This is a genomic window from Delftia sp. WSY_10 (assembly GCF_043104705.1).
GTDB classification, from domain to species: domain Bacteria; phylum Pseudomonadota; class Gammaproteobacteria; order Burkholderiales; family Burkholderiaceae_C; genus Comamonas; species Comamonas tsuruhatensis.
The window spans coordinates 62,046-74,694 of the sequence record NZ_JBICKY010000015.1 but is presented as its reverse complement, the minus strand read 5'-3'; the positions used below and the strand labels follow the sequence as shown (position 1 = coordinate 74,694).

The window sequence follows — 12,649 nt, the reverse complement described above, 5'->3', positions numbered from 1 at the left end:
GGCGGTCGGGCCCCGGCAGCCTTCAGTCGCTGGCGTTGTGATTGCGAAACCATTGCGCCACCGCACCGTCGCCCTGGGCCGGCGCCTGCGTGGCCTTCACGCGGTCCGTCAGACCGGCGGACTTGCCCACGAAGTCCAGCGGCGCATCCCAGTTGAAATGCCGGTACACGGCCGCCGTCTGGGCGTAGGGCGGGCATTGCGCAAACAGCTGGAAGCTGAGCCGGTGGCCGGCGTGGTCCGAGTCGAGCAGGTCGCGCGCATAGGCCAGCAGCCTGCGGCGGTCGTCGGCCTGCGATTGCGGGCCGAGCGTGTAGAACTTGCGCAGCCAGGGGCCGGTTTCCTCATTCTCGAAGCTGGCGTGGTCCGGCGTCAGGCAGACCTGGCCGCCGCACAGCTCGCGCACGGTGTTCATCATGTGGTGCAGCTGGCCGGTGGCCAGCGACCTTCCGGTGAACAGCAGCGACTGGTTGGGCATCATCAGCCCGGCCGGGCTGCGCTCGGCCAGCGCGATGGCGGCCGTGAGGTGGGCGTTGATGCCTTCGCGGTAGCAGGCCAGGCCGGCCAGCCTGTCCTGCACGGCCTGCAGCTTCTCCACGCCGGTCTGGCGCGCGTTGTGCAGGGCCGTGCCTATCAGCATGTCGGCCAGCTTCAGGCTGCGCTGCAGGAAGGTGAAGGCCGAGTAGCGGTGCAGCGTCTCGCGCAGGAAATGGGCGGCCCGGGTGTGGCGGTAGAACAGCACGTTCTCCCAGGGAACCAGCACGTCGTCGAAGACCACGATGGCGTCCACTTCGTCGAAGCGATGGCTCAACGGATGGTCCTGGGCCGATGCGCGGGCGGCCAGGCCTGGGCGGCAGATGAAGCGCAGGCCGGGCGTGCCCAGGTCGCAGATGAAGCCTATGGCGTATTCGGACTGCGCCGCGTCGCCCCAGTGCGCCAGCCCCGGCTTGGTGAAGGCCTGGTTGGCATAGGCGGCAGCGGTCTCGTACTTGGCGCCGCGCACGATGACGCCTGCATCGGTCTCCTTGACCACGTGCAGCAGCACGTCGGGGTCCTGGTCCTGCGGCAGGCGCGAGCGGTCGCCCTTGGGGTCGGTGTTGGCCGATACGTGGAACAGGTCGCCACGCACCACGCGGCGGATGTGGGTGCGGATGTTGGCGGAAAAGCGCGGGTCCAGCTCGTTGAGCACGTCCTGGCCGTCGAACAGCGACCACATCTCGCCCACGCTCTCGTCGCCCACGCGCATGACCACGCCGCCCATGTCCTCCAGCAGCAGGTCGGTGGCGCGGCGCTTGTCCCACCAGTCCTGGCGCGTCAGCGGCAGCTTGTGGGCGATGGGGTGGCGCTCGCCGTCGCCTTCGTCGTAGGTGAGCGCGTCGCGCAGCGCGGCCTCGTGCTGCAGGTCGTACATGCGCGCGCGGATGTCCACCAGCGGCTTGAACATGGGGTGGGTGGTCACGTCCTTGACACGCTCGCCGTTCATCCAGACCCGCCGGCCATCGCGGATGGAGTCGCGGTACTGGCTGCCTGTCCTGATCATCAGCGGCTGGCCCACTTGCCGTCTTTGACCTCGTGCAGCTGCAGCTCCACGGGCACCTGCGTCTGGCCGTTGGCATCGAAAGTCACGGTACCGGTCACGCCGTCGTAGCGTATGGCGCGGATGGCCTTGGCCACGGCCTGCCGGTCCTTGGTGCCTGCCGTCTTGAGCGATTGCAAAAGGATGCCGGTGGCGTCGTAGGCGTACTTGGTGTACGGGCTCTCGGAGTCGGCATAGCCCTTGGCGGCATAGGCGCGGCTCATGGCGTCCAGCCGGGGGTTGGTCTGCGATTTGGGCGTGCCGACGATGGTGCCGTCCGCGGCCGGGCCGGCGATCTGGATGAGCTGCGGATCGAAGATGCCGCTGATGCCCAGCATGGGCTGCTTCATGCCCAGCTCGGCCATCTGCTTGCGCACGATGCCGGCCTCGGTGATCACGCCGCCGAAGTAGACCGCGTCGGGGTTCAGGCTCTTGATCTTGGTGAGGATGGAGCGGAAATCCGTGGTGCCCACGGGGTAGCTTTCCTCGGCCACCACGCTGCCTTTTTCTGCCTTGTAGAAGCTGCCGAACGAGGCCAGGTTGGCACGCCCGTAGTCGCTGGTGTCGGCAATGATGGCGATCTTTCTTGCGCCCAGGCCCGTGGCGGCCCAGGCGGCCAGGGGCTTGTTCTCGTTGACCAGGGTGGGCGTCACGCGCGTGGTGTTGGCGAAGTTCTGGTCGGTGATCTTGGGGCCGATGGCGCCCCAGACGATGAAGGGCATCTGCACGCGGTTGAACACCGGCAGCGTGGCCAGGGCCACGGGGCTGTTCCAGTGGCCTATGGCGCCCACCACGTCGCGGTCGTTGACCAGCTTGAGCGCGGCGGACACGCCGGTCTGCGGGTCGGAGGCATCGTCCAGCACCACGCCCTCCACCTTGAACGGCACGCCGGCCGTGGCGTTCCACTGGTCGATGGCCAGCAGGAAGCCGTTCTTCGCGCCCAGGCCCTGCTGTGCGTTGCCGCCGCTGACGGGGCCGATGAAGCCCAGCTTCACGGTGGACTGGGACCAGGCCGCGCCGCAGGCCAGCGTGGCGGCGGCCAGCGCCAGGGCGGATGCGGCAAGGCGCCTGCGCGATGGCAGGAGGGCGGTGGTTGTCGTGAAGGCTTGCATGGTCGGTCGGTCCTGTTCAGGTGAAGACGAGGGGCAGCCATGGCGGCCCGGGCGGGGCCCGGGGCGGCGGGGCGCCACGGTGCATGGCGGGCTGGCCGGCGCTGTCTGGCAACGCCGCCGGATCAATGTATCGCCGCACCGGCCCGGGACTGGATCGCGTTTTCCGAAGCAGCGCCTCGGCAAAAGCGACGCAGGTTTTGCGCGGTTTCTTGCTTCAATGGCTGCGTGACATGGAGACAAGCGAAGCCCCGCCAACCCGGCCGAACCCGACACAAAAGGAACCCTATCGATGCATGACGCGCTGTTCCAGCAACTCATCAACTGGCTGACCCTGGGCTGCATCTACAGCCTGCTTGCCCTGGGTTTCAGCCTGTTGTTTGGCGTGCTGCAGGTGATTCACTTTTCCCATGGCGACGTGGCCATGGTCGCCCCCTTCATCGCCCTGGCGGCCGTGCAGGCCCTGGCCGCCGCGCTGGGCGGCTCGGCCCCCTGGCTGGTGCTGGGCCTGGCCTGCCTGGTGGCCATTGCGGCGGTGGGAGGGCTGGGCGTCGCCCTGGACCGGCTGGTGATCAGCCGCTTTCGCAATGCGCCGGCCATGATGCCGCTGGTGGCCACGGTGGCGCTGGGCATCGTGATCCGCGAGCTGATCCGCCACCTGTACCCGCAGGGCAGCAATCCGCACGCGTTCCCGGCGATTGCGCAGGGGGCCGTTCCCACCCCGTTCGGGCCGCTGCCCCTGATCAGCGTGGTCTCGGTGCTGGTGGCCATGGCGCTGGTGGGCGTGCTGCTGTACGTGCTGCACCACACGCCCATGGGCATGCGCATACGCGCCGTGTCGCAGGACCGCGAAACCGCGCGGCTGTTCTCGATTGCGCCGGGGCCGGTGTTTCGCAACACCTTCTTCATTGCCTCGGCCACCGGCGCGGTGGGCGGCATCTTCCTGGCCAGCTATGCGGGCGTGGTGCGCTTTGACTTCGGCGTGCAGGCGGGGCTGATCGGCTTTTCCGCCGCGGTGGTCGGCGGCCTGGGGCGGCTCGGGGGCGCCATTGTCGGCAGCCTGCTGATTGCGGCCATCGAGACCATCGTGCAGGGCTATGTGCCCAATGGCACCTCGTACCGCCTGGTGTTCGTGTTCGCCCTGGTGATCCTGGTGCTGATCTTTCGTCCCGCCGGCCTGTTCGGCGTTCAGAAAATGGAGAAGGTGTGATGCAGACAACGACGATACAGGCGCCGCCGCAGGCGGCGCCACGGAGTGCGGGCTCTGCCGCCATCGTGCTGGGCGTGGCCCTGGCGGGCGCCGTGCTGCTGCGCCAGTTCCTGCTGGCCGAAAGCTGGATCACGGTGCTGGCGCTGCTGGCCTGCTTTGCCGTGGCCCTGGTCGCGGTGCAGAAACGCCCGCTGGTGGAAGACCGCATCGTGGCTGCCTTCGGCCAGTGCAGGCCGCTGGCGGCGGGCACGGGCGTGGTGCTGGCGCTGGTCTTTCCGTGGGTGCTGGGCGGTGACAGCTACGCCATGCACCTGATGATCATCGCCTGCCTGTACGCGGTGCTGGCGCTGGCGCTGAACTTCCAGCTGGGCAGCGCCAACATACCGAACTTCGCCACCGGCGCGTCCTACGGCATCGGCGCCTATGCGTCGGCCCTGCTGGCCATCCACTTCGGCGTGAGCTTCTGGATCTGCCTGCTGGTGGCCGCCGCCGTGGCCACGGTCTTCGGCTTTTTGCTGGGCCTGCCGTCCATGCGCACCCGCGACAGCTACCAGGCGCTGGTGACGATCGCCTTCGGCATCGTCGTGCACCAGCTGCTGATGAACCTGGAGTGGACGGGCGGCGCCAACGGCCTGGTGGGCATTCCTTCGCCCACATTGTTCGGCCATTCGTTCAACGACCCCATCACGCTGTGGGGCCACAGCCTGCCGGGCCAGGCCAACTTCTACTACGTGGCCGTCGCCCTGCTGGGGCTGGCCATCGTCTCGGCGCAGCGCCTGCACAGCTCGCGCGTGGGACTGGCCTGGAATGCCCTGCGCGACGACGAGATCGCCGCGCGCGCCTGCGGCATCAACGTCACCTGGTTCAAGGTCAAGGCCTTTGCGGTGGACGCCTTCCTGGCGGGCTTCGCGGGCACGGTGTATGCGTTCTATGTGAGCTTCATCTCGCCGGACAACTTCACCTTCCTGGTGTCGGTGACCATCATGACGCTGGTGATTGCAGGCGGCATGGACAACACGCTGGGCGTGATCGTCGGCGCCTTCCTGCTGACCATGCTGCCGGAGAAGCTGCGGGCGTTTTCCGACTACCGCATCCTGTTCTACGGCCTGGTGGTGATCGCCTTCCTCATCATCCGCCCGCGCGGCATCTTCCCCCAACGGGTGCGCAACCATGAGCATTGATTCCCATCCCACCCACCATGCCGCGACCGCAGGCCCGCTGGTCCTTGAGGGGCGTGGCCTGACCATGCGCTTCGGCGGCCTGACGGCGGTGCAGGGCGTGGACATCCACCTGGCGGCGGGCGAGGTGCTGGGCATCATCGGGCCCAACGGCGCGGGCAAGTCCACCTTGCTGAACCTGCTGACCGGCATCTACCAGCCCACCGAGGGCGAGGTGCTGCTGCAAGGCCGCTCGCTCAAGGGCATGGCCGCGCACGACATTGCGGGCGCCGGCATTGCGCGCACCTTCCAGACCAGCCGGCTGTTCGGCTCGCTGAGCGTGCTGGACAACGTGATCATCGGCATGCACGCGCGCACCCGCTGCGGCGTGCTCACCGCGCTGCTGCGCCCGGCCGTCTCGCGCGCCGAGATGAAGCGCTGCGCCGAGCGCGCCTGCGCGCTGCTGCAAAGCGTGTCCAGCGACCTGCACCAGCGCCGCAACGTGCTGGCCAGCAGCCTGCCGCAGGCCGACCGCCGCCGCCTGGAGATTGCGCGCGCCCTGGCCGCCGAGCCGCGTATCGTGCTGCTGGACGAGCCCTCCAGCGGCATGGACGACCGCGACACCGATGCGCTGATCGCCGACATCCAGCGCCTGCGCGAAGGCAATCCGGCGCTGGGCTTCATCATCATCGAGCACGACATGCGGCTCATCGCCACCTTGCCGCACCGCGTGATGGTGCTGGACTACGGACGCAAGATCGGCGACGACAGCTTCGAGGCGGTGCGCCGGCTGCCGCGCGTGCAGGAAGCCTATCTGGGCAGAAAGGCCAGCCATGCTTGAACTGGACTCCATCAGCACGCGCTATGGCGTGGTGAACATGCTCAACCAGGTCTCGCTGCAGGTGCCCGAGCACAGCATCGTCTGCCTGCTGGGCCCCAACGGCGCGGGCAAGACCACCACCTTCAAGGCGATCGCGGGCCTGCTGCCCGTGCACCACGGCGCCATCCGCGTCATGGGCCAGCCGCTGGCGCGCATGCGCACCGAGGACCTGGCTGGCCTGGGCGTGGGCTTCGTGCCCGAAGGGCGGCGCCTGTTTGCCGAGCTGACCGTGCAGGAGAACCTGAAGATCGTCCACGACGCGCTGCGCCCGCAGCAGGGCTTTGCCCAGGCGCTGGAGCGCGTGGTGGCCCTGTTCCCCCGGGTGGGCGAGCGCCTGTCGCAGGCGGCCGGAACGCTGTCCGGCGGCGAGCAGGCCATGGTGGCGCTGGGCCGCGTGCTCATGGGCGAGCCGCGCCTGGTGGTGATGGACGAGCCCACGCTGGGCCTGTCGCCCAAGCTCATCGAGGAGTACTTCGAGACGGTGCAGCGCATCCACAGCCAAGGCATCACCGTGCTGCTCATCGAGCAGAACGCCGAGGCGGCGCTGTCCATCGCCCACACCGGCTATCTGCTGCTCAAGGGCCAGCTGGTGGCCTCGGGCACGGCCAGCGAGCTGCTGGCCAACGACGTGGTGAAGCACCTGTACCTGTAGCGCCGCACGGGCGGCCTTCACCTCCTTTCCTTTTTTGTTGCGGACCACACCAAGGCAGTCGGCACCGCGCCGATGCGGGACGGCCTGCGCCTTTTTTTCCTGAGAGACCCACACCATGACAGCTGACATTCAAACCATCAATACGCTCGTGGTCGGCGCCGGGCAGGCTGGCATTGCGGCCAGCGAACACCTGAGCCAGCTTGGCGTAGAGCACCTGGTGCTGGAGCGCCAGCGCATCGCCCAGGCCTGGCGCACGGGGCGCTGGGACTCGCTGGTGGCCAACGGGCCGGCCTGGCATGACCGCTTTCCGGGCCTGGAGTTCAAGGGCGACCGCGACGGCTTTCCCGGCAAGGACGAGGTGGCCGACTACTTCGAGGACTATGTCCGCCAGATCAAGGCGCCCGTGCGCACCGGCGTGGAGGTCAGGCGGGTCACGCGCAACCAGGGCCGGCCGGGCTTCACGGTGGAAACGTCCGAGGGCGTGATCGAGGCCCGCAACGTGATCGCGGCCACGGGGCCGTTCCAGGTGCCGGTGATCCCGCCGATAGTGCCGGCTGCGCCCGCCGATGGCCGCCTGCTGCAGATCCATTCCGCGCACTACCACCGCCCCGCGCAGCTGCCCGAAGGCGCCGTGCTGGTGGTGGGCGCAGGCTCCTCGGGCGTGCAGATTGCCGATGAACTGCAGCGCGCGGGCCGCAAGGTGTTCCTGTCGGTGGGCGCCCATGACCGGCCGCCGCGCGCCTACCGCGGCCGTGATTTCTGCTGGTGGCTGGGCGTGCTGGGCGAATGGGATGCGGCCATTGCCAAGCCCGGCCGCGAGCATGTGACCATTGCCGTCAGCGGCGCGCGCGGCGGCCACACCGTGGACTTTCGCGCGCTGGGACACCAGGGCATCACCCTGGTGGGGCTGACCGAGTCCTTCGCCGATGGCAGTGTGCGCTTCCGGGACGACCTGGCCGAGAACATCGCCAACGGCGACGCCAACTACCTGGCCATGCTGGATGCGGCCGACGACTACATCCGCCGCAACGGCCTGGACCTGCCCGAGGAGCCCGAGGCGCGCAGGCGCCTGCCCGATCCCGAGTGCGTGCGCCATCCGCTGCGCGAACTCGACCTGGCTGCCGCAGGCATCACATCCATCATCTGGGCCACGGGCTACAGGGTGGATTTCAGCTGGCTGCAGGTGGACAGCTTCGAGCCCGGCGGCAAGCCGCGCCACCACCGCGGCGTGGGCCATGAGCCCGGCATCTACTTCCTGGGCCTGCCCTGGCTGTCGCGCCGTGGCTCGTCCTTCATCTGGGGCGTGTGGCATGACGCCAAGTTCGTGGCCGACCACATCGCCAAGCAGCGCCGCTACAGCGACTACGACGCCGCCGCCCGCAGCAGGTAGCAGGTAGCGCGCTCTGAGACACCTTCCCATCCACCCCCTGCAGGAGCCAGACCATGCCCACCCATACCCGCATCCGCATGTTCAACACCAAGGACACCTATCCCAACCAGTCGCTGGACAACGACCTGTGCCAGGCCGTGCGCGCCGGCAACACCGTCTATGTGCGCGGCCAGATCGGCACCGATTTCGAGGGCAACCTGGTCGGCCTGGGCGATCCGCAAAAGCAGGCCGAGCAGGCGATGAAGAACGTCAAGCAGCTGCTGGAGGAAGCGGGCAGCGACCTGTCGCACATCGTCAAGACCACCACCTACATCATCGACCCGCGCTACCGCGAGCCCGTCTACCGGGAAGTGGGCAAGTGGCTCAAGGGCGTGTTTCCCATCTCCACGGGGCTGTGCATCTCGGCCCTGGGGCAGCCGCAGTGGCTGATGGAGATCGACGTGATCGCGGTCATCCCCGATGACTGGCAGCCGCCGGCCAGCGCCTGAACGTCGACCACAGCAATCACCTGGTACAGCCGCATCGGCAGGAGGAAGAAACCATGACTTTTTCGATTGTGGGGCGCTGCGAGCGCACCGGGCAGCTGGGCGTGGCCATCAGCTCGTCCAGCATTGCGGTGGGCGCGCGCTGCCCCTGGGTGCGCGCGGGCGTGGGCGTGGTGTCCACGCAGAACATCACGCTGCCCGCCCTGGGCCCGCGCGTGCTGGATCTTCTGGAGCAGGGCGCCGACCCCCAGGCCGCGCTGCGCCAGGCGCTGGACGACGGCAGCTGGCCGCAGTACCGCCAGGTCACCGTGGTGGACGCGCAGGGCCGCGCCGGCGTCTTCAGCGGCAGCCAGGCCCTGGGCATCTTCACCAGCGCCGTGGGGCGGCAGTGCGTGGCGGCCGGCAACCTGCTGGCCAGCGAACGCACCATCGAGGCCATGGTGCCGGCCTTCGAGCGCAGCGCGGCGCTGCCGCTGGCCGAGCGCCTGCTGGCCGCCATGCAGGCCGCCATGGCCGCGGGCGGCGAGGCCGGGCCCGTGCATTCGGCCGCGCTCAAGGTGGCGGGCGAGCACAGCTGGCCCATGGCGGACCTGCGCGTGGACTGGTCGGAGCACGATCCCATCGGCGCGCTGCAAGGCCTCTGGGCCGCCTACGCGCCGCAGATGCAGGACTACCAGACGCGCGCCATCGATCCCACGGCCGCGCCCAGCTACGGAGTGCCGGGCGATGAGTGAGGCGGCCCGCTCATTCGAACGCTGCCGGGCACCTCATGCCTGCTGCGGAAACACCCGTGCGCACAGGAAGTCCACCAGCGCCCGCAGCTTGGGCGAGGGATGCTTGCTGGCGGGCCACAGCACGTGGAAGACATTGGTGTGCTCCATGCAGTCCGCCAGCACGGGCTGCAGCCGGCCATCGGCCAGCGGCTCGCGGATGGAGAACTCCGGCAGGTAGGCGATGCCCAGGCCCTGCAGCGCAAAGCACAGCCGGGTTTCGATGTTGTTGCAGATCATGGAGGTGGGCAGCTGCAGCTCGGGTGCGCCCGCTGCGCGCCGCAGCACCCAGGGCTCCAGCTTGCCGCTGTGGGGGTAGCGGTAGTGCAGGCAGCTGTGCTGCAGCAGATCCTCGGGCACCCGGGGCGTGCCGCGCTGCGCCAGGTAGCCGGGCGAGGCCACCAGCAGGTAGCGGAAGTCGCCCAGCCGGCGCGCGGACAGGCGTGAGTCGGCGGGTGCGCCCGTGCGCACCACGGCGTCGAAGCCGTCCTCGATCACATCGACCAGCTGGTCGGTGAAGTCCAGGTCCAGCTCGATCTCGGGATAGGCGCGCATGAACTCGCCCAGCACCGGCAGCACCAGCGAACTGACCAGGGGCAGGCTGACCCGCAGCCGGCCGCGCGGCGCGGTGCTGGCCTGCGACAGCTCCAGCTGCGCGGCCTCGATCTCGGCCAGGATGCGCCGGCTGCGCTCCAGGAACAGCGCCCCCTCGGCCGTCAGCGTGATGCTGCGCGTGCTGCGGTGGAACAGGCGCACGCCCAGCCGGTCCTCCAGCCTTGCCACGCTCTTGCCGACGGCCGATGCCGAGACGCCCAGCAGCCGGCCGGCCGCCACGAAACTGCGGGTCTCGGCGACCTGCACGAACACCAGGAAACCGTTGAGGCTGTCCAAGGCCACTCCTTCATTGCGGACAGAAAGCTCCGCATAACCCGGAAATCTACCCCACTTTTTCTTTAATCGAGGGCTTTCTATCGTCAGGACCCTGTTCATTGATCCCGGGAATTCCCATGACGATTGCTCTTTCTGCGGCATCTGCTGCACCCGCTGCGCTGCCTGCAGCCCCGTTGAACTCGCCCCTGACCGACCGCATCCAGGCCGTGGTCCGGCAGGCGCTTGAGGCGCAGCGCCTGGTCGGCGCCGTGGTGCTGGTGGCGCGTGGCGGCGCCCTGGTCCACCGCCAGGCGGCCGGCTGGGCTGACCGCGAGCGCGGCCTGCCCATGGCCGTGGACACGGTGTTCCGCCTGGCCTCGGCGAGCAAGCCCATTGTTTCGGCGGCGGCCCTGGTGCTGGTGGCGCAGGGCCGGCTCGGTCTGGATGAGGGCGTGGACCGCTGGCTGCCGCAGTTCCGGCCCCGGCTGGCCGATGGCCGGCCGGCGCGCATCACCGCGCGGCAGCTTCTCAGCCACACGGCGGGGCTGGGCTACCGCTTCTTCGAGGCCGACGCACAGGGCCCTTATGCGCTGGCCGGTGTATCGGACGGCATGGATGGCTCGGGCATCAGCCTGGCGGAGAACCTGCGCCGCATCGCCAGCGTGCCGCTGCGGTACGAGCCCGGCACGGCCTGGGGCTACTCGCTGGCCACCGATGTGCTGGGCGCCCTCATCGAACAGGTGCACGGCAGGCCGCTGGAGCAGGCCGTGCGCGACCTTGTGGCCGGGCCGCTGGGCATGGCCGATACCGGCTTTGCCGTGACCGATGCACTGGCCGCACGGCGCGTGGCCACGGCCTATGTCAGCGATGTGCCGCAGCCCCATCCGCTGGCCGAGGGCGAGACCGTGTCGCCCTTCGAGGGTGCCATCGGCATCCCGTTCAGCCCGGCCCGCATCTTCAATGCGCGGGCCTTTGCCTCGGGCGGCGCGGGCATGGCCGGCACGGCCGGCGACTTCCTGCGCCTGCTGGAGGCCCTGCGCCAGGGCGGCGGAACGCTCCTGCCCGACGCGCTGGTCGCCGAGATGGCGCGCGACCAGACGGGCGGGCTGGAGCTGCCCGATGCGCCCGGGTTCGGCTTTGGACTGGGCTTTTCCGTGCTGCGCGATCCGGCGCTGGCCGCGTCGCCCGAGTCGGCGGGCACCTGGCGCTGGGGCGGGGCCTACGGGCATTCCTGGTTCGTGGACCGGGCACAGGAACTCAGCGTCGTGGCCTTCACCAATACCTTGTACGAGGGCATGTCGGGGCGCTTCGTCAACGATTTGCGCGACGCGGTCTACGGGGTTTGTGAGGTCCACGGGGCTTCGGGAGAGCCGCAATGAACGGAACAAGCCAGGACCGCCTGCCCGTTGCCTCCCTGCTGGCGCTGGCCATGGCAGCCTTCATCACCATATTGACGGAGGCGCTGCCGGCCGGCCTGCTGCCGCAGATGGCCCAGGGCCTGGCCGTGACCGAGGCCTGGGTAGGCCAGACCGTCACCCTCTACGCCATAGGTTCCCTGGTGGCCGCCATACCGCTGACGGCCGCCACGCAGGGCATGCGCCGCCGCCCCCTGCTGCTGGCGGCGATCGCCGGCTTTGTCGTCGCCAACACGGTCACGGCGCTGTCCACGCACTTTGCGCTGACCCTGGTGGCGCGCTTTCTGGCGGGGGTCTCGGCCGGGCTGCTTTGGGCGCTGCTGGCCGGCTACGCGGCACGCATGGTGCCCGGCCATCTCAAGGGCCGCGCCATCGCCATTGCCATGGTGGGCACGCCGCTGGCGCTGTCGCTGGGCGTGCCGGCCGGCACCGTGCTGGGCCAGTGGGTGGGCTGGCGGCTGTGCTTCGGCCTCATGAGCGTGCTGGCGCTGGCGCTCATGGTCTGGGTGCGCGCCCGCCTGCCCGACTTCGCGGGGCAGGCGGCAGGCCGCCACCTGCCGCTGCGGCGCGTGTTCACCCTGGCGGGCGTGCGCCCCGTGCTGTTCGTGGTGCTGGCCTTCGTGCTGGCGCACAACATTCTCTACACCTACATCGCGCCCTTCCTGGCGGTGGCGGGCATGGCCGCGCGCACGGACCTGGTGCTGCTGGTGTTCGGCGCCACCTCCGTGCTGGGCATCTGGATCACCGGCGTGCTGATCGACCGCCACCTGCGTGCGCTCACGCTGGCCAGCATTGCGCTGTTCGCCTTGTCCACGCTGATGCTGGGCGTGGCCGCAGATGCGCCGGCCCTGGTGTATGCGGCGGTGGCCGTCTGGGGCCTGGCCTTTGGCGGCGCCGCCACGCTGCTGCAGACCGCCATTGCCCACACGGCGGGCGAGGCCGCCGACGTGGCGCAGTCCATGCTGGTCACGGCCTGGAACATGGCGATTGCCGGCGGCGGCATCGTGGGCGGCCTGCTGCTGGCGCGCATGGGCGTGGGCGCCTTCACGCCCGTGCTGCTGGCGCTGCTGGGCGCATCGCTGGCCGTGGTGTGGGCGGCCAGGCGGCATGGGTTTCCTGCGGTGTGCAGGTAGGTAGG

General features: G+C 69.4%; 12 protein-coding genes. 9 read left to right on the top strand and 3 right to left on the bottom strand.

Going from position 1 to position 12,649, the window contains the following annotated elements; translation table 11 throughout:
* Positions 1–22: 22 nt before the first annotated feature.
* Together ACF8ML_RS06685 and ACF8ML_RS06680 are read right to left on the bottom strand one after the other, a co-directional pair.
* The gene (locus ACF8ML_RS06685) at positions 23–1,537 is read right to left on the bottom strand and encodes a 4-hydroxyphenylacetate 3-hydroxylase family protein (RefSeq protein WP_392406728.1); all 1,515 of its coding nucleotides are present in this window, start codon (positions 1,535–1,537) and stop codon (positions 23–25) included.
* Positions 1,537–2,685, bottom strand: coding sequence for a branched-chain amino acid ABC transporter substrate-binding protein (locus ACF8ML_RS06680; RefSeq protein WP_013802993.1), 1,149 nt, complete (start codon positions 2,683–2,685; stop codon positions 1,537–1,539). The genes ACF8ML_RS06685 and ACF8ML_RS06680 overlap by 1 nt, the downstream gene beginning before the upstream one ends.
* A gap of 289 nt (positions 2,686–2,974) precedes the next feature.
* Between ACF8ML_RS06680 and ACF8ML_RS06675 the strand changes: the two genes are divergently transcribed.
* From ACF8ML_RS06675 to ACF8ML_RS06645, 7 genes are all read left to right on the top strand, one after another.
* Positions 2,975–3,892, top strand: coding sequence for a branched-chain amino acid ABC transporter permease (locus ACF8ML_RS06675; protein ID WP_047327224.1), 918 nt, complete (start codon positions 2,975–2,977; stop codon positions 3,890–3,892).
* Positions 3,892–5,073 carry a branched-chain amino acid ABC transporter permease gene (locus ACF8ML_RS06670; protein WP_016448202.1) on the top strand — a complete coding sequence of 394 codons (1,182 nt, stop codon included), beginning with the start codon at positions 3,892–3,894 and terminating at the stop codon, positions 5,071–5,073. The genes ACF8ML_RS06675 and ACF8ML_RS06670 overlap by 1 nt, the downstream gene beginning before the upstream one ends.
* Positions 5,063–5,890, top strand: coding sequence for an ABC transporter ATP-binding protein (locus tag ACF8ML_RS06665; protein WP_154834632.1), 828 nt, complete (start codon positions 5,063–5,065; stop codon positions 5,888–5,890). The genes ACF8ML_RS06670 and ACF8ML_RS06665 overlap by 11 nt, the downstream gene beginning before the upstream one ends.
* Positions 5,883–6,581 (top strand): ABC transporter ATP-binding protein, encoded by a 699-nt coding sequence (locus ACF8ML_RS06660; protein ID WP_392406725.1) that lies wholly within the window; start codon positions 5,883–5,885, stop codon positions 6,579–6,581. Before ACF8ML_RS06665 ends, ACF8ML_RS06660 begins: the two co-directional genes overlap by 8 nt.
* A gap of 115 nt (positions 6,582–6,696) precedes the next feature.
* Entirely contained in the window at positions 6,697–7,971 is a 1,275-nt protein-coding gene (locus ACF8ML_RS06655) for a flavin-containing monooxygenase (protein ID WP_392406723.1), read from the top strand.
* Positions 7,972–8,024: 53 nt separating this feature from the next.
* Positions 8,025–8,459, top strand: a complete 435-nt coding sequence (locus ACF8ML_RS06650; protein ID WP_012204875.1) for a RidA family protein — start codon at positions 8,025–8,027, stop codon at positions 8,457–8,459.
* Positions 8,460–8,512: 53 nt separating this feature from the next.
* Positions 8,513–9,190, top strand: a complete 678-nt coding sequence (locus ACF8ML_RS06645) for a DUF1028 domain-containing protein (RefSeq protein WP_034364380.1) — start codon at positions 8,513–8,515, stop codon at positions 9,188–9,190.
* Positions 9,191–9,223: 33 nt separating this feature from the next.
* Here the strand turns inward: ACF8ML_RS06645 and ACF8ML_RS06640 are convergent, their stop codons facing one another.
* Positions 9,224–10,117 carry a LysR family transcriptional regulator gene (locus ACF8ML_RS06640; protein ID WP_392406720.1) on the bottom strand — a complete coding sequence of 298 codons (894 nt, stop codon included), beginning with the start codon at positions 10,115–10,117 and terminating at the stop codon, positions 9,224–9,226.
* 116 nt (positions 10,118–10,233) lie between these two features.
* Between ACF8ML_RS06640 and ACF8ML_RS06635 the strand changes: the two genes are divergently transcribed.
* Positions 10,234–11,475, top strand: a complete 1,242-nt coding sequence (locus ACF8ML_RS06635; protein WP_209800388.1) for a serine hydrolase — start codon at positions 10,234–10,236, stop codon at positions 11,473–11,475.
* Positions 11,472–12,644, top strand: coding sequence for an MFS transporter (locus ACF8ML_RS06630; RefSeq protein WP_202760039.1), 1,173 nt, complete (start codon positions 11,472–11,474; stop codon positions 12,642–12,644). The genes ACF8ML_RS06635 and ACF8ML_RS06630 overlap by 4 nt, the downstream gene beginning before the upstream one ends.
* Positions 12,645–12,649: the final 5 nt, after the last annotated feature.

Bases quoted from the DNA above. Each gene is read 5' to 3' on its own strand.
- ACF8ML_RS06685 (WP_392406728.1), bottom strand. From the start codon at position 1,537: ATGATCAGGACAGGCAGCCAGTACCGCGACTCCATCCGCGATGGCCGG.
- ACF8ML_RS06680 (WP_013802993.1), bottom strand. From the start codon at position 2,685: ATGCAAGCCTTCACGACAACCACCGCCCTCCTGCCATCGCGCAGGCGC.
- ACF8ML_RS06675 (WP_047327224.1), top strand. From the start codon at position 2,975: ATGCATGACGCGCTGTTCCAGCAACTCATCAACTGGCTGACCCTGGGC.
- ACF8ML_RS06670 (WP_016448202.1), top strand. From the start codon at position 3,892: ATGCAGACAACGACGATACAGGCGCCGCCGCAGGCGGCGCCACGGAGT.
- ACF8ML_RS06665 (WP_154834632.1), top strand. From the start codon at position 5,063: ATGAGCATTGATTCCCATCCCACCCACCATGCCGCGACCGCAGGCCCG.
- ACF8ML_RS06660 (WP_392406725.1), top strand. From the start codon at position 5,883: ATGCTTGAACTGGACTCCATCAGCACGCGCTATGGCGTGGTGAACATG.
- ACF8ML_RS06655 (WP_392406723.1), top strand. From the start codon at position 6,697: ATGACAGCTGACATTCAAACCATCAATACGCTCGTGGTCGGCGCCGGG.
- ACF8ML_RS06650 (WP_012204875.1), top strand. From the start codon at position 8,025: ATGCCCACCCATACCCGCATCCGCATGTTCAACACCAAGGACACCTAT.
- ACF8ML_RS06645 (WP_034364380.1), top strand. From the start codon at position 8,513: ATGACTTTTTCGATTGTGGGGCGCTGCGAGCGCACCGGGCAGCTGGGC.
- ACF8ML_RS06635 (WP_209800388.1), top strand. From the start codon at position 10,234: ATGACGATTGCTCTTTCTGCGGCATCTGCTGCACCCGCTGCGCTGCCT.
- ACF8ML_RS06630 (WP_202760039.1), top strand. From the start codon at position 11,472: ATGAACGGAACAAGCCAGGACCGCCTGCCCGTTGCCTCCCTGCTGGCG.